Source organism: Sterolibacterium denitrificans, assembly GCF_900174485.1.
GTDB classification, from domain to species: Bacteria; Pseudomonadota; Gammaproteobacteria; order Burkholderiales; family Rhodocyclaceae; genus Sterolibacterium; species Sterolibacterium denitrificans.
Genome location: NZ_LT837803.1, coordinates 764,291 through 786,275 on the forward strand (window position 1 = coordinate 764,291; position 21,985 = coordinate 786,275).

The window sequence follows — 21,985 nt, forward strand, 5'->3', positions numbered from 1 at the left end:
TTTGTAACACGAGATTTCATGGGTGCAGTCACGCCACAATATACCCGCGCACCCGTGATACCGGATGCGCCTTGCCTGAGCCTGGGCAAGGCCTGGCTTATTTATCCTGCCTCGAGTGCCACTTGTGTTTCCAGCCAGCGTTCTTCCGTTTGCGCAATCGCCGCGCCGAGTTCTCCGCGCCGTTGCTGCAATGCCTGGGCCAATGCCGCATCGCTGCCGGCAGTGTAGAGGGAAGGATCGGCCAGACGCGTTTCCAGCAGCGCCATTTCCGCCTGCCAGGCGGCCAGTTGCCTTTCCAGTTTGTCGGCTTCCTTTTGCAGGGTGCGCTGCTGATTTTGCTGTCGCTGTTGCTCGGCGCGTTTTTCGCGGTTGCCGGGCGCGCCCGCGCCGCTGTTGACGGCAGCAGCGGATTCCCGGGGCGCGCTGCTGGTGGCAGCTCGCTGCGTGGCCAGCCAGCGGGCGTAATCGTCGAGGTCGCCATCGAAGGGATTGGCGGCGCCATCCGCCACCAGCCACAGTTCGTCGGCGGTGGTTTGCAGTAGATGGCGGTCATGCGAGACCAGCACCACGCAGCCTTCGTACTCCTGCAGCGCGAGATTCAGCGCCTCGCGCATTTCCAGGTCGAGGTGGTTGGTCGGCTCGTCGAGCAGCAGCAGGTTGGGGCGTTGCCAGATCAGCATGGCCAGCGCCAGACGCGATTTCTCTCCGCCGGAAAAGCGGCCGCAGGCGGCCGTGGCCTGGTCGCCACGGAAGTCGAAGCTGCCGAGGTAACTGCGCAGCTCCGCTTCGCGCGTTCTCGGGTCGAGGCGGATCATGTGTTGCAGGGGTGTCTCGTCGGGGCGCAATTGTTCGAGCTGATGCTGGGCGAAGTAGCCGATTTTCAAATCCTTGGCCGCCACGCGGGTGCCGGCTTGCGGCGCGAGTTGACCGGCGAGCAGTTTCACCAGCGTCGATTTGCCCGCGCCGTTGCGGCCGAGCAGCGCCAGACGCTGGCCGGGGCGCAGGGTCAGCGTGACCTGGTCGATGATGCGCCGCTCGCCGTAGCCGGCCGCTGCCTTTTCCAGCACCAGCAAGGGATCGGGTGCCGCCTCGGTGTCGCGAAAGCGGAAAGTGAAGGGGGTGTCGACATGCGCTGCCGCCGCGTCTTCCATGCGCGCCAGTGCCTTGATGCGGCTTTGCGCCTGGCGTGCCTTGGTGGCCTTGGCGCGGAAGCGTTCGATGTAGCTGGTCAGGTGCGCTCGCTCGCGCTGCTGCTTCTCGAACATCGCCTGCTGCAGGGCGAGCTGGGCGGCGCGCTGGCGCTCGAAATCGCTGTAGCCGCCGCTGTAGAGTTTGATCTGCCGGTTTTCCAGATGCAATGTGTGATCGACCACCGCATCGAGGAAATCGCGGTCGTGCGAAATCATCAGCAGCGTGCCGGGATAGCTCTTCAACCAGTCTTCCAGCCACAGCACGGCATCCAGGTCGAGGTGGTTGGTCGGCTCGTCGAGCAGCAATAAATCCGAGCGGCACATCAGGGCGCGCGCCAGATTCAGGCGTACCCGCCAGCCGCCGGAAAAATCCGCCACCGGGCGAACGAAGTCGGCGTCCGAAAAACCGAGGCCGTGCAACAGCGCGGCGGCGCGGGCGCGGGCCGCGTAGCCGCCGATTTCGCCGAGGCGGCCATGCAGCTCGCCGATGCGCTGACCGGCGGCCGCGTCGGAACTGGGACTGGAACTGGATTCGAGTGCGGCCAGCTCGGCTTCGATGCGGCGCAGTTCGGCATCGCCGTCGAGCGTGAATTCGAGCGCCGCATCGGGCAGCGCCGGCGTTTCCTGGGCGACATGGGCGACGACCCAGGCGGCAGGGATTTCCAGGTCGCCGCATTCGGCGTGCAGCTCATTGCGCAAGAGCGCCAGGAAGGAGGACTTGCCGCTGCCGTTGGCGCCGATCAGGCCGACTTTCCAGCCCGGATGCAGTTGCAGGTTGGCATCCTCGACCAGCATCCGGCCGCCCCGGGCGAAGCCCAGCTTGCGCAGCAATATCATGCGCCGCCCCGTTCGCGCCAGGCCTGATCCATGTCGATGAAGACGAAGGGGCCTTGCTGGGCAGGAAACTTGCCGCGCCGTTCCGCGTAAGCGGCTTCCAGCGCGGCCAGGTCGGCCGCTTCGTCGCCCGTCGGCTGATAAAAGCCGATGATGCCCACTTCGCGCCGGGCGTAATCGATGCAGCCCAGCGCCAGAGGCACTTCAGCCGTCAAGGCCAGGCGGTAGAAGCCGCTCTTCAGATGATTCACCGTGCCGCGCGTGCCTTCCGGCGTGATCGCCAGATAGAAACGCGCATGGTTTGCATAGGCCTGCACCATTTGCTCGACGAAACCGGTGCGCTCGCGCCGGTTTACCGGCACGCCGCCCAGCGCCCGGAAGAAAGGCCCGGCCAGGCCGGCGAACAGCGTGTCCTTGGCGGCCCAGCGGATCGGCAGGCGCGAAGCAAAACGGAACAGGATGCCGATGATGAAATCCCAGTTCGAGGTATGCGGATAGACCATGATCACCGCCTTGGCCGTGCTCATCGGCGGTTCGATCACGCGCCAGCCAGCCAGGCGCAGCGCCCCGCGGCACAACCAGGAAAAAAGATTCCAGCCCGAGTTCATGCGCTCACTCTATTCCCTGGCTGGCCAGATAGTCCTCGTAGTTGCCGTGGTAGTCGATGATGCCGCCGTCCCTGATTTCGAAAATGCGCGTGGCGATGGAGGAGACGAATTCGCGGTCATGGGAGACGAAGATCAGCGTGCCGGTGTACTTGGCCAGCGCGGTGTTGAGCGATTCGATGGATTCCATGTCGAGGTGGTTGGTCGGCTCGTCCATCAGCAGCACGTTGGGCTGCATCAGGATCAGCTTGCCGAAGAGCATGCGTCCCTGCTCGCCGCCGGAAAGCACTTTGACCGACTTCTTGCCGTCGTCCCCGGTGAACAGCAGGCGGCCCAGGGTGCTGCGCACGATCTGCTCGTCGTCGCCCGCTCGCGCCCAGCGCTGCACCCAGTCGACGAGGGTTTCATCCTGGGCGAAATCCTCCGAATGATCCTGGGCGAAATAGCCCGGCCGCGCCTTTTCCGCCCATTTCACCGTGCCGCTCTGTGGCGTCAGGCCGCCCAGCGCGGGACCGGCCAGGCAGCGCAGCAGCGTGGTCTTGCCGACACCGTTTTCGCCGATGATGGCGACTTTCTCGCCGGCTTCGATGATGGTGCTGAAATCGGCGAACAGGGTCCGGTCGTAGCCGTGGCGCAGGTTCTCGATTTCCACGGCCTGGCGATGCAGTTTTTCCTTGTCGTCGTATTCGAAGCGGATCCACGGATATTGGCGCGAGGACGGCTTGACATCGTCGACCTTGATCTTCTCGATCAGCTTGGCGCGCGAGGTGGCCTGGCGCGCCTTGGACTTGTTGGCCGAGAAGCGGCGGACGAATTCCTGGAGTTCCTGCACCCGCTCCTTGGCCTTGGCGTTGGCCGCCAACTGGCGGCTACGGGCGGCGGTGGAGGCTTCCATGTAGTCGTCGTAATTGCCCGGGTACACCTTCAGCGTGCCGTAATCCAGATCGGCCATGTGGGTGCACACCTGGTTGAGGAAGTGGCGGTCGTGGGAAATGATGATCATCGTGCTCTCGCGTTCGTTGAGCACGTTCTCCAGCCAGCGGATGGTGTTGATGTCGAGGTTGTTGGTCGGTTCGTCGAGCAGCAGGATGTCGGGATTGGCGAACAGCGCCTGGGCCAGCAGCACGCGCAGCTTCCAGCCCGGAGCGACGGCACTCATCGAGCCGAAATGCTGCTCGGTCGGAATGCCCACGCCATGCAGCAGCTCGCCGGCGCGCGCCTCGGCGGTATAGCCGTCGTACTCGGCAAAGCGGCCTTCCAGCTCGGCGGCGTGCAGATAATCCTCTTCGCTGGCTTCGGGATTGGCGTAGATCGCATCCTTTTCCTGCATGCAGGCCCACATTTCCTGGTGACCCTGCAGCACCACGTCGAGCACGCGCTGCTCCTCGTAGGCGAACTGGTCCTGCTTGAGGAAGGCCATGCGTTCGTGGGCGTCGAGCGCGACGTTGCCGGCCGTGGCTTCGAGCGTGCCGGCGAGGATTTTCATCAGCGTGGACTTGCCCGAGCCGTTGGCCCCGATCAGGCCGTAGCGGTTGCCTTCGCCGAACTTGACGGAAATGTTTTCGAACAGGGGCTTGGCCCCGAACTGCATGGTGATGTTGGATGCGACGAGCACGGTATGTGTATCCTGTTTCTATATTCTGTATTCCGCCCGGGATGAGCGGCCGCCAGAGCGCAGGCATGACCCGGCAGCTAGCAGGCGGCATGAAGCCGGACATTTTATCCGGTTTGCCGTGATTACGCGGGATACAGGCGCATTTGCCGGTCGGCCGCGGCGGGTTTTTCCACCCAGGCCGCGCCACTTCGCGCCATTTGCCAAACCCCAACATCCTTTATACTGGGCGCCTCTTTTCCCCTGACCCGATCACCCGCGCGCATGACCATCAAATCCGACAAATGGATTCGCCGCATGGCGGAAACCTACCAGATGATCGAGCCTTTCGAGCCCGGCCAGGTGCGCGAGATCGACGGCCGGCGCATCGTCTCCTATGGCACGTCCAGCTATGGTTACGACATCCGCTGCTCGAACGAATTCAAGCTGTTCACCAACATCAACAGCACCATCGTCGATCCGAAGAACTTCGACCAGAACTCCTTCGTCGAGGTCAATGCCGATCACTGCATCATCCCGCCGAATTCCTTCGCCCTGGCGCGCACCGTCGAGTATTTCCGCATCCCGCGCAATGTGCTGACCGTCTGTCTGGGCAAGAGCACCTACGCGCGCTGCGGCATCATCGTCAATGTCACACCCTTCGAGCCGGAGTGGGAAGGTTACGTGACGCTGGAATTCTCCAACACCACGCCGCTGCCCGCCAAGATCTACGCCGGCGAAGGCTGCGCCCAGGTGCTGTTCTTCGAATCCGACGAAGTCTGCGAGACGTCTTACAAGGATCGCGGCGGCAAGTATCAGGGCCAGGTCGGCGTCACGCTGCCCAAGATATAGTCCTGCAGGGATTTGGGTTTCCTTCGGTCATGAGGGGGTGAGGAACGTACGTTGCGTACTTCCGTATTTCCACACGCGCCGATTCACGATTCGCTTCTTCCACTCACTCCTTACTCCGCACGGAGCCCTCCATGAAATTCCGCTTTCCCGTCGTTATCATCGACGAAGATTTCCGTTCCGAGAATGCTTCCGGTCTGGGTATCCGTGCGCTGGCGAATGCCATCGAGGCGGAGGGCATGGAAGTGCTCGGCGTGACCAGCTATGGTGATCTGGCTTCCTTCGCCCAGCAGCAAAGCCGCGCTTCGGCCTTCATCCTTTCGGTGGATGACGAGGAGCTGGCGCACGAGGAAGAGGAAACGATTGCCGAGTTGCGCGCCTTCGTCAATGAAATCCGTGCCAAGAATGCCGAGATTCCGCTCTTCCTGCACGGCGAGACGCGCACCAGCCGGCACATCCCCAACGACATCCTGCGCGAGCTGCACGGCTTCATCCACATGTACGAGGATACGCCGGAGTTCATCGCGCGCAGCATCAAGCGCGAGGTCAAGGACTATCTCGATTCGCTGCCGCCGCCGTTCTTCCGCGCCCTGGTGAATTACGCCGGTGACGGCTCCTATTCCTGGCATTGCCCGGGGCATTCCGGCGGCGTGGCTTTCCTGAAGAGTCCGGTCGGCCAGATGTTCCACCAGTTCTTCGGCGAGAACATGCTGCGCGCCGACGTCTGCAACGCCGTCGAGGAGCTCGGCCAGTTGCTCGACCATACCGGCCCGGTCGCCGCTTCCGAGCGCAATGCGGCGCGTATCTTCAACTGCGACCATCTCTACTTCGTCACCAACGGCACTTCGACCTCGAACAAGATCGTCTGGCATTCGACGGTCGCGCCCGGCGACATCGTCATCGTCGATCGCAACTGCCACAAGTCCATCCTGCACTCCATCATCATGACCGGCGCGATCCCGGTGTTCCTGATGCCGACGCGCAACAACTACGGCATCATCGGGCCGATTCCGAAGGAAGAGTTCAGTTGGCAGAACATCCAGAGGAAGATCGCCGCCCATCCCTTCGCCAGCCAGGTGCAGGGCAAGCCGCGCGTGCTGACCATCACCCAGAGCACTTACGACGGTATTCTCTACAACGTCGAGGATATCAAGGCGGAGCTCGATGGCAGGATCGACACGCTGCACTTCGACGAAGCCTGGCTGCCGCACGCCGCCTTCCATGATTTTTACGGCGACTACCACGCTATCGGCGCCGACCGGCCGCGCTGCCGGGAGTCGATGGTGTTTTCGACGCAATCGACGCACAAGCTGCTTGCCGGTCTGTCGCAGGCTTCGCAGATCCTCGTCCAGGATGCCGAGAACGGCAAACTCGACCGCGACGTGTTCAATGAGGCCTATCTCATGCACACCTCGACCTCGCCGCAGTATTCGATCATCGCCTCCTGCGACGTCGCCGCGGCAATGATGGAAGCGCCGGGCGGCACCGCGCTGGTCGAGGAGTCGATTGCCGAAGCGCTCAACTTCCGCCGTGCCATGCGCAAGGTCGACAAGGAGTGGGGAACCGACTGGTGGTTCCAGGTGTGGGGGCCGAGCGATCTTTCCGAGGAAGGCATCGAGGAACGCGAAGCCTGGATGCTCAAGGCCGGCGACCGCTGGCATGGTTTCGGCAATCTCGCCAAGGGTTTCAATCTGCTCGATCCGATCAAGGCCACGGTGATCACGCCGGGCCTGGACGTCGGCGGCGATTTCTCCGACGACATCGGCATCCCCGCCGCCATCGTCACCAAATATCTCGCCGAGCATGGAGTGATCGTCGAGAAGTGCGGCCTCTACAGCTTCTTCATCATGTTCACCATCGGCATCACCAAGGGCCGCTGGAATACCCTGGTGACCGCGCTGCAGCAGTTCAAGGACGATTACGACAGCAATCAGCCGCTGTGGCGCGCGCTGCCGGAGTTCGTCACCAAGCATCCGCGCTATGAGCGCGTCGGCCTGAAGGATCTATGCATCCTGATCCATACCGTCTACAAGGGCAACGACGTGGCGCGTCTGACCACCGAAATGTACCTGTCCGACATGGTGCCGGCGATGCGTCCGGCCGATGCCTTTGCCCGCATGGCCCACCGCGAGATCGACCGGGTCGCCATCGACGAACTCGAGGGACGCATCACCAGCGTGCTGCTGACGCCTTATCCGCCCGGCATTCCGCTGCTGATTCCCGGCGAGCGCTTCAACCGCACCATCGTCCGCTACCTGCAGTTCGCCCGCGACTTCAACGAACGCTTCCCCGGCTTCGAGACCGACATCCACGGCCTGGTCAAGGAAGTGGATATGGACAGCGGCAAGGTGAACTACTACGTGGATTGCGTGCGTCAGGACGTCTAGTGTAGTGTTGCGTTGCACGCTGATTGGTGCATAAAGAACCATACATTTGTCGTCCCCGCGAAAGCGGGGACCCAGGTACGTACTGGATTCCCGCCTGCGCGGGAATGACGAAGCTAATATTTATATATTCCGTCAAGAATGCAGCACGACACTAGCAGCGCCGCGCGGCTTTCAATGCTCCGACTGCGGCCTCAACTGCGTTCGTAAGTCACGAAGGCATAGTCGAAACCTGCTTCGGCGCGGTGCCGTTCGCGTGAGGTTTCCCGCCAGATGCGCTGGTCGACGGCCGGGAAACGGGCATCGCCGGCGAAATCCCGGTCGATTTCGGTGAGCTGCAGGCGTTGTGCGAGCGGCAGGGCCAGGCGGTAGATTTCGGCGCCGCCGATGACGAAAATTTCCTGGTCTTCTTCGCGCGCTGCAGCGGCGATGGCCTGTTCCAGCGTGCTGGCCGTCGTCGCGCCGCTGGCGACATACTGCGGATCGCGGCTGATGACGATGTTGCTGCGTCCCGGCAGCGGGCGGCCGAGCGACTCCCAGGTCTTGCGCCCCATGATGACCGGATGGCCGAGGGTCAGCGCCTTGAAGCGCCTGAGGTCTTCGGGCAGGCGCCAGGGCAGGGCGTTGTCGAGGCCGATCACGCCGTTGCGGGCGACGGCGGCGATCAGGGTCAGATGGGGCGAGGGAGGCATGTCGCGGCTCTTGCATGGAGGAGAGCGGCGGATTATCCCATCAAGCCGGTTCCGGAGCGGCAGTCGCCGGGAAACATGGGAGAATTCCGCGGTTGTTCGCCCTATTGCCGGCCGGGTGGCCGGTTATCATCGGCGAGTTTGGCGCATTGTGCGCATCGTGCGAATTGTGCGGGTGTCGTGGGGCGCCCACGGTTCCATGACTGGCGCGGTTGCCAGCGCAGGCCCGGAAACAGAGCAGCGGAAACGCAGAGAACGCGATAAACGGACGACACATTTTGGATCTGGCAAATTTCAGCGCATTCAGCGCGCGGGATGCAGTCATACTGGGGATCGGCGTGGCCGCCGTCTACCTGCTGATCGCGCTGCTGCGTCTGAGCCAGATCCGGCGACCGGGCAAGCGGCCGGCGAATCGGCTTTCGCCTTCGTTTGCGGCAGAGGCCAGGGAGCCTGGCACGGCGGCCAGTCTGCCGGAAGATCCCTGGGGTGGGCCGGTCGAGCCAAAGCCATTCGCTGCATCCGAAGCGACCTACGTCGACAATGTGGACAGCAGCACACCCGGCGTGCCCCTGTTCGAATTCCAGTTGTTCCGCAACCAGATTGAAGCCGAGCTGCTGCAGTTGCGGCAGGAGATTGCCACCTTGCACGAGGCGCTTGCCCAGTTGAGCGTCGCGCGGCGCATTTCGCCGCAATACAACGAAGCCATGCAGCTCGCCCAGCGCGGCGCCTCGGCGCAGATGATTGCAGACCAGTGCGCCATTTCGCTCGGCGAGGCCGAACTGGTCGCCGCCCTCGGCCGCGATCAGCAGAACTACCAGGAATCCCGCGAATATCCGGAGCGGCAGGAATATCAGGAACATCAGGAACATCAGGAGTATCCCAATCATGGCGAGCGATACGAACCCAGACATTGATGCCGCAGGCGACAGGGACGAGGAGGGCGCCAATGATTTCAAGCGCCACCTGTTGCTGCGCGCCGGCATCGCCGCCCTGCTGATTGCCGTGCTGCTGGCCGGCCTGATGCTGTTCGATGAGGCGAATACACCCAAGCCCAAGTCAGCGGACACGGCGGACAATCTCGCCGAGGCGCCGACCCGGCCGACCCGCTCGAACATGCCGCCGCCCTCGACAGCCGGGCTGCAGGTGCCGCCGCTGACCGAGGACGCGGCGGCCGGGGCGGTGGACGTCGAGAAGGCCACGGAGGCCGAGGAAGCCGGGGAAGCCAAGGCAGCGGATGTCGTCGAGGAAACCAGCGCCGCGCCGGAATTCAGCACGCCGCCCGAGCGTCCGCTGACCAAGCCTGCCACGGCGCGGCTGGCTACACTCAGGCCCCAGGCGGCCGGCATGCCCGAGCAAGTCCAGCCCGGTCTGCGCAGTGAGGCGAGCAGGGAGCTCAAGCGTCAGGCGCGGCCGGCGTTGGCGCCAGCTTCGGCCTCCCGTCCGCTGAGCCAGGCCGCCGCGCGCGCGACGACTGCGGGCAAAGGCTACCTGCTGCAACTGGGTGTCTTCAACAACCTGACGCATGCCGAAGAACTACGCGCCAAGCTGGAACTCAACGGCATCCCGGCGCAGATCGAAGCACGCGTACAGGCCGGCCCCTATGCCAGCCGCGAAGAAGCCGAGCAGATGCGCGGCAAGCTGCGTCAGTTGGGCCTGGAAGAAGCCGTGCTGGTAGCTACGAAAAAATGACGATCCATGGATATCTTCCTGAAAGGAAGGAGAGGAAACCCGCATGAACATTGAAAGTCCCCGCTTCGGCACTCTGCAGATCGAGCCCGGCAAGATCATCGACTTTCCACACGGCCTGGCCGGGTTTGAGGACAACCGGCGCTTTTCGCTGTTTCATCCGGAGGAACAGACGCCGCAGTCGAAATATTTCATCCTGCAATCGCTGGACGATCCCGAAATCGCCTTTCAGATCACCGATCCGGCCCGGCTGGGCTTCAGCTACGAGATCGAGCTGAACGACGAGGAAAGCGCGCTGCTCAAGCTCACCGATCCGGGCGAGATTGCCGTTGCCGTCATCGTCTGGCGTGATGCCGAAGTCGACGCCAATCCTCAGGGCACCCTACGTGCCAGCCTGAAGGCGCCGCTGCTGATCAATACGCGCGAGCGGCTTGGTCTGCAGCATGTCTTCACCAGGCTCGATTGCACTTTGCCGAATTCAAATTCGAATTCCTGACATGACCCGAACCATCATCACGACGGCCGATGCACCGGCCGCTATCGGTATTTATTCGCAGGCCGTCCAGGTTGGCGATACGGTGTATCTGTCCGGCCAGATCGGCCTGCATCCGCAGAGCATGCAGCTCGAGGACGGCATCGAAGCGCAGATCAATCGCGTCTTCGAGAACCTCAAGGCCGTGGCCGAGGCGTCATCGAGCAGCCTCGATGACGTCGTCAAACTGAATGTCTATCTCACCGACATGAGCAACTTCGGCAAGGTCAACGAAATCATGGCGCGCTATTTCACCCAGCCTTACCCGGCGCGCGCCGCCGTCGGCGTCAGGGAACTGCCGCGCGGCGCGCTGGTCGAGGCGGATGCGGTACTGGTGAAAAGCCCGAGGTGAGGCGTGAGGCGTGGCAAGTGCGGCAAAGCCCAAATCCAAACCTGAAGCCAAAGCCGCGCATGGCCTGAGCGGCAGGCTCGCCAAACTGGGCATCCGCAGCGATGCCGAATTGATCCTCCATCTGCCGCTGCGCTACGAGGACGAAACTTGCATCACCCCGCTCGACCGGCTCCATGAAGCGCCGCCCGGCGAGCCGATCCAGGTCGAAGTCGAGGTCGTCTCCACCGAAATCGCCTTTCGCCCGCGCCGCCAGTTGATCAGCCGGGTACGCGATGCGCGCGCTGGCGACGGCATGCTTGCCGGCGTGCTCGTCGTGCGTCTGCTGAATTTCTACCCCAGCCAGCAGAAGCAGTACGCGCCCGGCGCCCGGCTGCGCCTGTTCGGCGAAGTGCGCGATGGCTACTTCGGCCCCGAGATGGTGCATCCGCGCGCCGTCGCCGTGACCGACGATACGCCTTTGCCGAGCGCGCTGACGCCCATCTACCCGACCACCGCCGGCCTGGCGCAGGGCACGCTGCGGCGTCTGATCGAGCGCGCCCTGCAACGCGTCGCGCTGACCGATACCCTGCCCGACGAAATACGCGCAGCGCATGGCCTGATGCCCTTTGGCGAGGCCATCCGCATGCTGCACCAGCCGCCCGCCGCACTCTCTGCCGAGGCGCTGGAAGCCAGGAACCGCGCGGCCTGGCGCCGCATCCGCTTCGACGAGCTGCTCGCCCAGCAGATCTCGCTGCGCCGCGCCTACACCACGCGCCGGGCGCACGGCGCGCCGCGGCTGGCCGCGCGGACGGAGCCGGACGCCCTGACCGAACGCTTTCTTGACGCGCTGCCGTTCCGTCTCACCGTCGCCCAGCAACGCGCCTGGCGCGAGATTGCCGCCGATCTCGCCCAGCCGCATCCGATGCAGCGCCTGCTGCAGGGCGACGTGGGCAGCGGCAAGACGGTGATCGCCGCGCTGGCCATGCTGCAGGCGGTAGACAACGGCTGGCAGGGGGCGATGATGGCGCCGACCGAAATTCTTGCCGAACAGCATTACGGCAAACTCAGCCAGTGGCTGGCGTCGCTCGGCGTCGAAGTCGCCTGGCTCGCCGGCAGCCTGAAAAAAGCCCGGAAAACGGCGATGCTGGAAGCCGTGCGCAGCGGTCGCGCCGCCGTGGCCGTGGGCACCCACGCGCTGATCGAAGAGTGCGTCGATTTCGCCCGTCTGGGCGTGGCGGTCGTCGATGAGCAGCATCGTTTCGGCGTGCGCCAGCGCCTGTCCCTGCGGCAGAAGGGCAAAGCGCAGGGCAGCGCCGACAGCCAGGGCGCGCCGCATCAATTGATGATGTCGGCCACGCCGATCCCGCGCAGCCTGGCGATGAGCTACTACGCCGACCTGGATGTCTCGGTGATCGACGAACTGCCACCGGGCCGCACGCCGGTGGCCACCCGCCTGGTTGCCGACGGCCGCCGTGGCGAAGTCGTCAGCCGCGTGCATCTGGCCTGCAGCAAGGGGCGGCAGGCTTACTGGGTGTGCCCGCTGATCGAGGAATCGGAAACCCTGCAATTGCAGACGGCGCTGGATACATACGAGCGTCTTGGCGCCGAACTGCCCGACCTGCGCGTCGGCCTGGTGCATGGCCGCCTCAAGCCGGCGGAAAAATCGGCGGTGATGGCCGCCTTCGTCGCCAACGAAATCCAGGTGCTGGTGGCCACCACGGTGATCGAAGTCGGCGTCGATGTGCCCAACGCCAGCCTGATGGTCATCGAGCACGCCGAGCGTTTCGGCCTGGCCCAACTGCATCAACTGCGCGGCCGGGTCGGCCGTGGTGCCGCCGAATCCACCTGCGTCCTGCTCTACAGCCGGCCGCTCGGCCAAATGGCGCGCGACCGCCTCAAGGTCATTTACGAAAATACCGATGGCTTCGAGATCGCCCGCCAGGACCTGGCCCTGCGCGGCCCCGGCGAATTCATCGGCGCCCGGCAAAGCGGCATGCCGCTGTTGCGCTATGCCGACCTCGACGACGCTGAACTCGTCGAGCGGGCTCGGCAGGTTGCCGAGCAGTTGATGCGCGATCATCCGGTTGCCGAGCGAGCGCATTTGCAGCGGTGGTTGGCGGGGAGGGAGGAGTTGTTGAAGGCCTGAAGGTCGGGATTTCGTTTTCTTCTTGGTGGGTGATTTGGGATTGGCGGGTTGTTTTCTGACGGAGCGCTGAAGCCGGGACTCGCCCCGGCGGGCGACCTACTTTCTTGTCGCGACAAGAAAGTAGGCAAAGAAGCGCCCCCAGTGCGCCGGCCCTTCGGGCTTCCCTCGCTCCGCCAGCGCCGGGCGGCCGGTTTCTAAACTCGCTGCGCTCGAACAACGAAACCGGAAACCCCCGCCCGGCACTGGCTACGCTCGGCGGCGCACAGGGGACTGAGAAGCGTCGTAATTCAACGGACAGAGCGCGGCGCGTTGCGCCGGGTAAGTGGGTGTCGTGTTGCGCGCTACATTCGTCGTCCCCGCGAAAGCGGGGACCCAGGAACGTACTGGATTCCCGCTTTCGCGGGAATGACGAAGTTGCCGATATATTCCAGCCGATTTGGTGTTTGGCTTTTCAACCCCCACGCGTTGAGCAGCACCCCCTTTCCCCTGTGTCTCGCCGAGTTTCACCGCCGCCGAGCGGGGCTTTCCGGTTTCGTGTGTCTGAGCGCAGCGAGTTTAGAAACCGGCCGCTCGACGGCGGCGAAACTCGGGCAGCCCGCAGGGCCGAGACACCGGGGTGCGCTTCTTTGCCTACTTTCTTGTCGCACGACAAGAAAGTAGGTCGCCCGCCGGGGCGAGTCCCGGCTTCAGCGCACCGTAAGAAAATAATCCAGTAAGCCCAAATCATCCACCGCAGCGAAATTCCGGTATCGGTGCTCTCGTCTCCAAGACGAATCCCGTTTCCCCACCCTCAATGCAACACCCTCGGCATCGAAAGCACAAACTCCGCAATCGGTGCCTCGAAACTGGTGCCGTCCTCGGCAGTCATCTGGTAGCTGCCGCGCATGGTGCCGACGGGCGTGGTCAGGGCGCAGCCGCTGGTGTATTCGAAATTCTGCCCCGGTTGCAGCAGCGGCTGGTGGCCGACCACGCCCAGGCCACGCACTTCCTGCACGCCGCCTTCGGCATCGGTGATGATCCAGTGACGGCTGATCAACTGGGCGGCGACGGTGCCGGTGTTGCGGATGTCGATGGTGTAGGCGAAGACATGGCGTCCTGCCGCCGGATCGGATTGTTCGGGCAGGTATTGCGTGTTCACGCTGACGCTGATTTCGTATTTCTTGCTCTCGGCCATGCGTGTATTGCACACGAAAAAACATCGCGGCGAAACAGCTAACTGCAGCGTGAATCCGCTTCAGTTCTGCCGCAATTCTTCGGGCAGGGCGCGGCGGTAAGTTAAAATCCGCAACTCCATGAATTCGTGAATCCATCTTCTGGGACTCTGCCATGAGCGCTACCTATCGCATCGCCCCGAGTCTGCTTTCCGCCAATTTCGCCCGTCTCGGCGAGGAAGTCGAAAACGTCGTCGCCGCCGGCGCCGACTGGATCCATTTCGACGTGATGGATAACCACTATGTCCCCAATCTGACCATCGGCCCGCTGGTTTGCGAGGCGATACGGCCGCTGACGCCGGCGCCGATCGACGTGCATCTGATGGTCAAGCCGGTGGATCGCATCATTCCCGATTTTGCCAAGGCCGGCGCCAACATCATCACGTTTCATCCGGAAGCTTCCGAGCACATCGACCGCTCGCTGGCGCTGATCCGCGACTGCGGTTGCCAGGCCGGGCTGGTCTTCAATCCGGCCACGCCCCTGCATTACATGGATCACGTCATGGACAGGCTCGACCTGGTTCTGCTGATGTCGGTGAACCCCGGCTTCGGCGGCCAGAGCTTCATTCCCGGTACGCTCGACAAGCTGCGCCAGACGCGCGCGAAGATCGACGCCTACACGGCGCGCACGGGGCGGCGCATTCTGTTGGAAATCGACGGCGGCGTGAAGGTCGACAACATCGCCGAAATCGCCCGCGCCGGGGCCGATACCTTCGTCGCCGGTTCGGCCGTGTTCGGCGCCGGCAAGGACGACGATGCGCATCGCTACGACAGCATCATCGGTGCCTTGCGCGGCGAGCTGGGCAAGCTCTGAGCCGGCGTCGGACGGAATGAACGCTGGATGAACGCTGCGCTGCCTCCTTCCTTCCGCGTGCGCGCGGTGCTGATCGACCTCGACGGCACGCTGGTCGATAGCGTGCAGGATCTGGCCGCCGCCGCCAACGCCATGCTGGCCGAGTATGGCCGCGCTGCGCTCGCGGTCGACACGGTACGCAGCTACGTCGGTCGCGGCATTGCCAATCTGGTGCAGCGCTGTTTCGGCAGCGAGCCGGTGCCGGAGGGCGCGCTGGCGGCCTTCCGCCGACATTACCGCCAGACCAATGGCCGGCAGGCGCATGTCTATCCCGGCGTGATCGAAGGTCTGCAGGCCATGCGGGCGCTGGGCCTGCCGCTGGCCTGCGTCACCAACAAGGCAGAGGCTTTCGTGCCGCCGCTGCTGGACGCAATGGGACTGGCCGGATTTTTCGATTTGCTGGTCTGCGGCGACACCGTGCCGCGCGTCAAGCCCGATCCGTTGCCGCTGCTGCACGCCTGCGAACGCTTCGCCGTCGCGCCGCAGGAGGCGCTGATGATCGGCGATTCGCTGAATGACGTGCGCGCCGCGCGGGCGGCCGGCTGTCCGGTGATTTGCGTGCCCTATGGCTACAGCGAAGGCCGCAGCCTCCAGGCGGCCGACTGCGATGCTATAGTCCCGACGCTCGCAGCGGCGGCCCGCCTGCTCGTCCCCGTGCATTCCTGAAACTCATCCATCATGCAAGAAACCGAATTCAAGCGCCTCGCTGCCGCAGGCTACAACCGCATTCCGGTGACGCTGGAAACTTTCGCCGATCTCGATACGCCGCTGTCGATCTATCTCAAGCTGGCCAACCGGCCGAACAGCTTCCTGCTCGAATCGGTGCTCGGCGGCGAACGCTTCGGCCGTTATTCCTTCATCGGCCTGGCCGCCAGCACGCTGCTGCGCGCGCAGGGTTTCAGTGTCGAAGTGCTGTGCGATGGCGTCGTCGTCGAGCGTCACGAGGGCAATCCGCTCGATTTTCTCGCCGAGTATCAGGCGCGCTTCAAGGTTCATGTGCCGGAGGGTTTCCCGCGCTTCTGCGGCGGGCTGGCCGGCTACTTCGGCTATGACGCGATCCGCTATGTCGAAAGCAAACTGGCCGGTTTCGCCAAGCCCGATGAAATCGGCATGCCCGATGTGCTGCTGCTGCAGACCGAGGAGCTTGCCGTCGTCGATACGCTGGCCGGCAAGATTTATCTGATCGTCTATGCCGATCCGGCGCAACCCGATGCCTGGCAGCAGGCGCAGGCGCGCTTGCAGGCATTGGCGGCGCAGTTGCGCAGCCCGCTGGTCATTCCCGAAAGCAAGCCGGCGCCCGGCGGCGAGGCGGTCCGCGATTTCAAGAAAGACGATTATCTGGCCGCCGTGCTGCGCGCCAAGCAGTACATCACCGACGGCGACATGATGCAGGTGCAGATCGGCCAGCGCATCAAGAAACCCTTTGCCGCTTCGCCATTGACGCTGTACCGCGCGCTGCGTTCGCTGAATCCTTCACCCTACATGTACTACTACGACTTCGGCGATTTCCAGGTGGTCGGCGCCTCGCCGGAAATCCTGGTGCGCCAGGAGGCAACAAAGGCCGGCCGCAAGGTCATCATCCGCCCGCTGGCCGGCACGCGCCCGCGCGGCGCCACGCCGGAGCAGGATCGCGCGCTGGCCGAGGAACTGCTGACGGATGAAAAGGAGCGTGCCGAGCACGTCATGCTGATCGACCTGGCGCGCAACGACATCGGCCGCATCGCCCGGACAGGCAGCGTCAAGGTGACAGATCAGATGGTCATCGAGCGCTACTCGCACGTCATGCACATCGTTTCCAACGTCGAGGGCCTGCTCGCGCCGGGCTTCGACAATCTCGACGTGTTTCGTGCCACCTTCCCGGCCGGCACGCTGACCGGCGCGCCCAAGGTGCGCGCGATGGAAATCATCGACGAACTGGAGCCGGTCAAGCGCGGCCTGTATGGCGGCGCCTGCGGTTATCTGAGTTTTTCCGGCGAAATGGATCTGGCGATCGCCATCCGTACCGGCATCGTCAAGAACGGCACGCTCTTCGTTCAGGCCGCTGCCGGCATCGTCGCCGATTCGGTTCCCGAGAGCGAATGGCAGGAAACCGAGAACAAGTCCAAAGCCCTGCTGCGCGCCGCCGAGATGGCCGAAGGCGGACTGGATACGCGGTTTCCTTGAGCGCCGTGTCGCCGCTGTGTCGCTTGTCGCTGCGGCTTATTTCTTCAGGCCGAGGATGTAATCCACCAGTTGTTCGGCTTCGGCCTCGCTGACCGGTACGCGGTCGGCATCGCGCGGCATTTTCAGGTTGCCCCAGTGACGCATCACGCCGGGTCCGGTGGTGCCGGCCTGCACGGCCTTGACGAGGCGGGGACGGGCATCTGCCTGGCCGGCGTAGCGGCGGGCGATGTCCTCGAAGGCGGGGCCGCGTTTCTCGCCCTTGATCTCGTGGCAGTGGAAACACATCTTGTCCGTGGCCAGTTTTTCGATGCTGCTGCTGTCGCCGGCCAGTGCCGGCGTCGCTGCGGCAAAGGCCCATCCCAGTGCGGTGGCTGCCGCTGTCAGGCGCATGTTCATGGAGTCCCCTCGGATTGATTGTTATGAGTTATCGCTGCTTGATGCAGCGAGGCAGTCTTTCATTTATGCCAGACAGTGTCAAGCCGGCAGAAAGAGCGTCAGCAGATCGTTGAGGAAGCGCTGGCCGTGCGGCGTCGGCGCGATGCGCTCATGGTCTACCGTCAGCAATCCCTGCCGGCTCGCGGCAAGCAGGGCATCGGTTTGCGTGGCCAGCGGCAGGCCGGTATGCGCCTCGAACAAGGGCGGCGCAAAGCCCGCGGCAAGGCGCAGGGCGTTCATCATGAATTCGAAGGGGCGCTCGGCGAGGCCGACTGCATGGCGCTCCTGGATGAAGTCTGCGCTGCCGACCGCCGCCAGGTAGTCGCGCGGATGGCGGCGGCGCGCTTCGCGCACGATGCCGCCGGGCGAGGAAATCTTGCCATGCGCGCCGGCGCCGATGCCCAGGTAATCGCCATAGGTCCAGTAATTGAGATTGTGCGCGCAGCGCCGTCCGGCGCGGGCGTAGGCCGAGGTTTCGTAGTGCTCGAAGCCCTGGGCGGCCAGCGTGCTTTCGACCATCTCCTGCATGTCGGCCGCCAGGTCGTCATCGGGCAGCGGCGGCGGCGCGTGATGGAAGGCGGTGTTCGGCTCCAGCGTCAGGTGATAGGCCGACAGATGCGTGCCGCCGTAGCCGGCGGCGCTTTCGATGTCGCGCCGGGCTTCGGCCAGCGTCTGCTGCGGCAGGGCGTACATGAGATCGAGATTGACGTTGTCGAAGTGGCGCAAGGCCAGTTCGATGGCGCGGCGCGCTTCGTCGCCGCTATGGATGCGGCCGAGCGCGGCGAGATGGCGATCGTCGAAACTCTGGATGCCCAGCGACAGCCGGTTGATGCCGGTGGCGCGAAAGGCGGCGAACTTGTCCGCTTCGACGGTGCCGGGGTTGGCTTCCAGGGTGATTTCGGCATCCGCCAGCAGCGGCAGGCGGGCGCGCAGGGCGGCCAGCAGCGCATCGACCGCCTGGGCGGAGAGCAGGCTGGGCGTGCCGCCGCCGATGAACACGCTGACGATGTGGCGTCCCCATATCTGCGGCAGGGCGCTTTCGAGATCCCGGATCAGCGCGGCGAGATATGCCGCCTCGGGAATGCCGCTGCGCGCTTCATGCGAATTGAAATCGCAGTAGGGGCACTTGCGCACGCACCAGGGGTAATGGATGTAGAGCGAGAGCGGCGGCAGCGTGGTCAAGCCGCCGCTGGTGGTCGCGGATGTCGTGGAGGCGGTGGGGGCAGTAGAGACAGCGGAGGCAGCGGTTGCAGCGGCGATGGGGATGAGCGTGCGGCGCTTCATGCGGTGCCGGCGCGCAGGCGCGCGATCAACTGCGCCATGGCCTTGCCGCGATGGCTGAGCCGGTTCTTGCGCGCGGCATCCAGTTCGGCGGCGGTCAGGCCGGTTTCGGGCGCGAGGAACAGGGGATCGTAGCCGAAGCCGCCCTCGCCACGCGCGGCGGCGAGAATTTCGCCATGCCACTCGCCTTCGGCGATCAAGGGTTGCGGATCTTCGGCATGGCGCAGCAGCACCAGTACGCAGACGTAATGGGCGCGCCGGTCGGTCTGGCCGGCCAGCTCATCGAGCAGGTGGGCGTTGTTGCGCGCATCGGATTTCGGCTCGCCGGCGTAGCGCGCCGAATGCACGCCGGGCGCGCCCTGCAGTGCCGATACGCACAGGCCGGAATCGTCGGCCAGCGCTGGCAGGCCGCTGAGACGGCTGGCGTGGCGCGCCTTGGCCAGCGCGTTTTCGACGAAGCTGCAGTGCGGCTCCTCGGCTTCGGCAATGTTCAATGCCGCCTGTGGCAGCACCTCGAAATCGAGCGGCGCCAGCAATTGCGCAAACTCGCGCAGCTTGCCGGCATTGTTGCTGGCGAGGACGATGCGTTTCACGGGCGTGCGGGGCCAGCCAGCGCCGCGCGCTGCAGTTCGATCAGACGCTGGATGCCGTCTTCCGCCAGTTGCAGCAGACGATCCAGTTCGGCGCGGGTAAATGGCGTGCCTTCGGCCGTGCCCTGGACTTCGACGATGCCGCCGCTGCCGGTCATCACCACGTTCATGTCGGTATCGCAACTGGAATCTTCCGGATAGTCCAGGTCGAGCAGCGGCACGCCGTCGACGATGCCCACCGAAACGGCGGCGACGAAATCGCGCAGCGGATTTTCAACCAGCTTGCCGCCGGCAATCAGGCCGCGCACCGCATCGTGCAGCGCCACGCAGGCGCCGGTGATGGCCGCGGTGCGCGTGCCGCCGTCGGCCTGCAGCACGTCGCAATCGAGGGTGATCTGGCGCTCGCCCAGCCGTTTCAGATCCGTGATCGCGCGCAGGCTGCGGCCGATCAGCCGCTGGATTTCCTGGGTGCGGCCGCTCTGCTTGCCTTTCGCCGCCTCGCGCGCCGAGCGGGTGTGGGTGGAGCGCGGCAGCATGCCGTATTCGGCGGTCACCCAGCCTTCGCCCTTGCCGCGTAGAAACGGCGGCACGCTTTCCTCGACGCTGGCGGTGCACAGCACGCGCGTGTCGCCGAATTCGACCAGCACGCTGCCTTCGGCATGGCGGGTGAAATTCCGGGTGATGCGCACGTCGCGCAGTTGATCGGCCTGGCGGCCCGAGGGTCGCGCGGCGGCAGGGTTCTGGTTCATGCGGATTCCTGTGGCGAGGTTGTGGTGGTGAAACGATTCAGGACGGCTTGTCCATATTGCTGGCGCCGGCCAGGCTGCTCGAATCGGCAAGGCTGCTTTCCCATTGCATGGCCAGCAGCGTCAGGTTGTCGCAATGCCTGCCGGCCAGATGTTCGGCCTGATCGAGCAGTTGCGGCACGGCGGCCATCGGCGTATGCGTGGCCAGGGTGCGCACCAGCGCGTCATCGGTGAAGGGCGACCAGACGCCGTCGGTGCACAGCGCGATCACGTCGCCCTTTTGCAGCGGCGTCTTGCGCGAGAACTCGATTTCCGGCGGATTCGGTCCGCCCAGGCAGCTATAGACCAGATTGCGTGCCGGATGGCGGGCGGCTTCCGCCGCGTCGATCTTGCCTTGTTCGAGCAGCATCTTGACGTGCGAATGATCGCGCGTCTGAGCCAGCACGGCAGCGTCGCGAATCACATACAGGCGCGAATCGCCGACATGCGCCCAGTGGGCCGTATTGTTCTGCACCACGCAGGCGATGCAGGTCGTGCGCGGCGCTTCGGACAGACCGTGTTTGCCGGCGTACTGGTTGATCGCCAGATGCGCCTGGCTCAGGCTGCGCGAGAGAAACTGGAAGGGATCGGCGAGCAGCGTGCGGGCCTGGCTTTTGAAGGACTCGCTGAGGGTCTGCACGGCGATCTGCGCGGCCAGCTCGCCGTGCAGATGACCGCCCATGCCATCGGCGACGACCATCAGCAAGGCATCGCGGGTATAGGAATAGTTCATCCGGTCCTGGTTGCTCTTGCGCTTGCCGATGCGGCTTTCCTGGAAGATCGAGAATTTCATGTCTCGTCCTTCCCGGCCTGCCAGGTCGAAGGCGGCGAAGTATCGAACCACGCGGGATCGACGAGATCGAGCAACTCCCCGTTGAGCACTTTCTGCAGGGCGAACACGCTCTGCGGCCGTTCGGCAACCGGCAGCCGCATGCACCAGTCGATCAGCTCCAGCAATTGCAGCGTATAGGCCTTGCGCCAGCGCTGCTGGGCCGGCTCCAGCACTTCGCCCTTGGCGCGCTGCTCGGCGGACAGCGGCGTGCTGCCGGCCAGGCAGGCATACAGGGTGGCGCCAACGGCGTAGATGTCGGTCCATGGTCCCTGCGCCTCGCCCGAGCCGCCGCTGGTCTGCTCCGGCGCGGCATAGCCGGGCGTGTGCACGCTGCCCAGCGCCTGATCGTTGTCGCCCAGTCCCTGGCGCGTGGCGCCGAAATCGAGCAGCACCGGATGACCGTCCATGCGCAGATAGATATTTGCCGGCTTGATGTCCAGATGCAGCAGCTTGCGCATGTGGATTTCGCGCAGGCCGTTGAGCAGGCGGGTGAACACGTTGCGGATGAAAGTCTCGCCGAGCGTGCCCGGATGGCGCTGGATGTGCTCCTGCAGGGTGCGGCCGCGCTCATAGCGCATCACCAGATAGGCGGTTTCATTGGCGCGGAAGAAATTCAGCACGCGCACGACATTTGGATGATCGAGGCCGGCCAGCACCCGGCCCTCCTCGAAAAAACTCTTCATGCCCCGGCGGAAGGAGGCCAGGTTTTCCTCGGCGATGATGGGTACGGGGCTGTCGCCGGTGCGCGTGGCCAGGCGTGCCGGCAGATACTCCTTGATCGCCACCGGCGCGTCGTTGGCGTCGCGGGCCAGATAAACGATGGAGAAACCGCCGTGAGCCAGCTGGCGCTCGATGCGATAGCCGTCGAGCTGAAAGCCGGGCGGCAACGGTTGGATCGGTTGTTGGGACATGGCGCGGGCGTTACACTGTGGCCTGCATTGTCGTAGTCGGAAGCCGCTTTCGTCAAGCCGCAGACCGCAGACCTAGACCTGTTTCCG

Annotated in this window: 21 protein-coding genes; 10 read left to right on the plus strand and 11 right to left on the minus strand. The window is 64.4% G+C overall.

Going from position 1 to position 21,985, the window contains the following annotated elements:
* Window positions 1–101: 101 nt before the first annotated feature.
* From SDENCHOL_RS03440 to SDENCHOL_RS03450, 3 genes are read right to left on the minus strand one after another with little or no spacing between them, the layout of a single operon-like run.
* Complete coding sequence (locus SDENCHOL_RS03440) at window positions 102–2,027, minus strand: ATP-binding cassette domain-containing protein (RefSeq protein WP_154716071.1); 1,926 nt, start codon at window positions 2,025–2,027, stop codon at window positions 102–104.
* Window positions 2,024–2,632, minus strand: coding sequence for a 1-acyl-sn-glycerol-3-phosphate acyltransferase (locus tag SDENCHOL_RS03445; protein ID WP_154716072.1), 609 nt, complete (start codon window positions 2,630–2,632; stop codon window positions 2,024–2,026). The genes SDENCHOL_RS03440 and SDENCHOL_RS03445 overlap by 4 nt, the downstream gene beginning before the upstream one ends.
* A gap of 4 nt (window positions 2,633–2,636) precedes the next feature.
* The gene (locus SDENCHOL_RS03450) at window positions 2,637–4,244 is read right to left on the minus strand and encodes an ABC-F family ATPase (RefSeq protein ID WP_154716073.1); all 1,608 of its coding nucleotides are present in this window, start codon (window positions 4,242–4,244) and stop codon (window positions 2,637–2,639) included.
* Between the two features lie 261 nt (window positions 4,245–4,505).
* Here SDENCHOL_RS03450 and dcd point away from each other — a divergent pair, with 261 nt between their 5' ends.
* On the plus strand, window positions 4,506–5,072 hold the full coding sequence (gene dcd / locus SDENCHOL_RS03455) for a dCTP deaminase (RefSeq protein ID WP_154716074.1): 567 nt from the start codon (window positions 4,506–4,508) through the stop codon (window positions 5,070–5,072).
* A gap of 131 nt (window positions 5,073–5,203) precedes the next feature.
* Window positions 5,204–7,456, plus strand: a complete 2,253-nt coding sequence (locus SDENCHOL_RS03460; protein WP_154716075.1) for an arginine/lysine/ornithine decarboxylase — start codon at window positions 5,204–5,206, stop codon at window positions 7,454–7,456.
* A 191-nt stretch (window positions 7,457–7,647) separates the two neighbouring features.
* Here SDENCHOL_RS03460 and SDENCHOL_RS03465 read toward each other — a convergent pair whose 3' ends face one another.
* Complete coding sequence (locus tag SDENCHOL_RS03465) at window positions 7,648–8,145, minus strand: dihydrofolate reductase (RefSeq protein ID WP_154716076.1); 498 nt, start codon at window positions 8,143–8,145, stop codon at window positions 7,648–7,650.
* 335 nt (window positions 8,146–8,480) lie between these two features.
* Here SDENCHOL_RS03465 and SDENCHOL_RS03470 point away from each other — a divergent pair, with 335 nt between their 5' ends.
* The 5 genes from SDENCHOL_RS03470 to recG are packed head-to-tail and all read left to right on the plus strand — an operon-like array spanning window position 8,481 to window position 12,837.
* Window positions 8,481–9,056: a DUF2802 domain-containing protein gene (locus tag SDENCHOL_RS03470; protein WP_231912903.1), complete on the plus strand. Its 576-nt coding sequence runs from the start codon at window positions 8,481–8,483 to the stop codon at window positions 9,054–9,056.
* On the plus strand, window positions 9,028–9,831 hold the full coding sequence (locus tag SDENCHOL_RS03475) for an SPOR domain-containing protein (protein WP_154716078.1): 804 nt from the start codon (window positions 9,028–9,030) through the stop codon (window positions 9,829–9,831). Before SDENCHOL_RS03470 ends, SDENCHOL_RS03475 begins: the two co-directional genes overlap by 29 nt.
* 43 nt (window positions 9,832–9,874) lie before the next feature.
* The gene (gene fliW / locus SDENCHOL_RS03480; protein WP_154716079.1) at window positions 9,875–10,324 is read left to right on the plus strand and encodes a flagellar assembly protein FliW; all 450 of its coding nucleotides are present in this window, start codon (window positions 9,875–9,877) and stop codon (window positions 10,322–10,324) included.
* Between the two features lies 1 nt (window position 10,325).
* The gene (locus tag SDENCHOL_RS03485) at window positions 10,326–10,712 is read left to right on the plus strand and encodes a RidA family protein (RefSeq protein ID WP_154716080.1); all 387 of its coding nucleotides are present in this window, start codon (window positions 10,326–10,328) and stop codon (window positions 10,710–10,712) included.
* A 10-nt stretch (window positions 10,713–10,722) separates the two neighbouring features.
* On the plus strand, window positions 10,723–12,837 hold the full coding sequence (gene recG / locus SDENCHOL_RS03490) for an ATP-dependent DNA helicase RecG (protein WP_154716081.1): 2,115 nt from the start codon (window positions 10,723–10,725) through the stop codon (window positions 12,835–12,837).
* A gap of 790 nt (window positions 12,838–13,627) precedes the next feature.
* On the opposite strand, the gene apaG is transcribed toward recG, so the two are convergent.
* Window positions 13,628–14,011 carry a Co2+/Mg2+ efflux protein ApaG gene (gene apaG / locus SDENCHOL_RS03495; RefSeq protein ID WP_154716082.1) on the minus strand — a complete coding sequence of 128 codons (384 nt, stop codon included), beginning with the start codon at window positions 14,009–14,011 and terminating at the stop codon, window positions 13,628–13,630.
* Between the two features lie 152 nt (window positions 14,012–14,163).
* Here apaG and rpe point away from each other — a divergent pair, with 152 nt between their 5' ends.
* Genes rpe through trpE form a run of 3 tightly spaced genes read left to right on the plus strand, consistent with a single transcriptional unit; the run spans window position 14,164 to window position 17,064 of the window.
* Window positions 14,164–14,862, plus strand: coding sequence for a ribulose-phosphate 3-epimerase (gene rpe, locus SDENCHOL_RS03500; protein ID WP_154716083.1), 699 nt, complete (start codon window positions 14,164–14,166; stop codon window positions 14,860–14,862).
* Window positions 14,863–14,889: 27 nt separating this feature from the next.
* Complete coding sequence (locus SDENCHOL_RS03505; protein WP_154716084.1) at window positions 14,890–15,567, plus strand: phosphoglycolate phosphatase; 678 nt, start codon at window positions 14,890–14,892, stop codon at window positions 15,565–15,567.
* A gap of 12 nt (window positions 15,568–15,579) precedes the next feature.
* Window positions 15,580–17,064, plus strand: coding sequence for an anthranilate synthase component I (gene trpE / locus SDENCHOL_RS03510; protein ID WP_172954985.1), 1,485 nt, complete (start codon window positions 15,580–15,582; stop codon window positions 17,062–17,064).
* Window positions 17,065–17,100: 36 nt separating this feature from the next.
* On the opposite strand, the gene SDENCHOL_RS03515 is transcribed toward trpE, so the two are convergent.
* The 6 genes from SDENCHOL_RS03515 to SDENCHOL_RS03540 form a co-directional block, all read right to left on the minus strand.
* A complete protein-coding gene (locus SDENCHOL_RS03515) occupies window positions 17,101–17,460 on the minus strand; it encodes a c-type cytochrome (protein ID WP_197706831.1) in 360 nt (119 codons plus the stop codon).
* Between the two features lie 78 nt (window positions 17,461–17,538).
* Entirely contained in the window at window positions 17,539–18,783 is a 1,245-nt protein-coding gene (hemW, locus tag SDENCHOL_RS03520; protein ID WP_154716086.1) for a radical SAM family heme chaperone HemW, read from the minus strand.
* Window positions 18,780–19,373: an RdgB/HAM1 family non-canonical purine NTP pyrophosphatase gene (gene rdgB, locus SDENCHOL_RS03525; protein ID WP_154716087.1), complete on the minus strand. Its 594-nt coding sequence runs from the start codon at window positions 19,371–19,373 to the stop codon at window positions 18,780–18,782. The genes hemW and rdgB overlap by 4 nt, the downstream gene beginning before the upstream one ends.
* Window positions 19,370–20,119: a ribonuclease PH gene (gene rph, locus SDENCHOL_RS03530; RefSeq protein ID WP_154716088.1), complete on the minus strand. Its 750-nt coding sequence runs from the start codon at window positions 20,117–20,119 to the stop codon at window positions 19,370–19,372. Before rph ends, rdgB begins: the two co-directional genes overlap by 4 nt.
* 37 nt (window positions 20,120–20,156) lie before the next feature.
* The gene (locus SDENCHOL_RS03535) at window positions 20,157–20,948 is read right to left on the minus strand and encodes a PP2C family protein-serine/threonine phosphatase (protein ID WP_154716089.1); all 792 of its coding nucleotides are present in this window, start codon (window positions 20,946–20,948) and stop codon (window positions 20,157–20,159) included.
* The gene (locus SDENCHOL_RS03540; RefSeq protein WP_154716090.1) at window positions 20,945–21,898 is read right to left on the minus strand and encodes a serine/threonine protein kinase; all 954 of its coding nucleotides are present in this window, start codon (window positions 21,896–21,898) and stop codon (window positions 20,945–20,947) included. The genes SDENCHOL_RS03535 and SDENCHOL_RS03540 overlap by 4 nt, the downstream gene beginning before the upstream one ends.
* Between the last annotated feature and the right edge of the window lie 87 nt (window positions 21,899–21,985).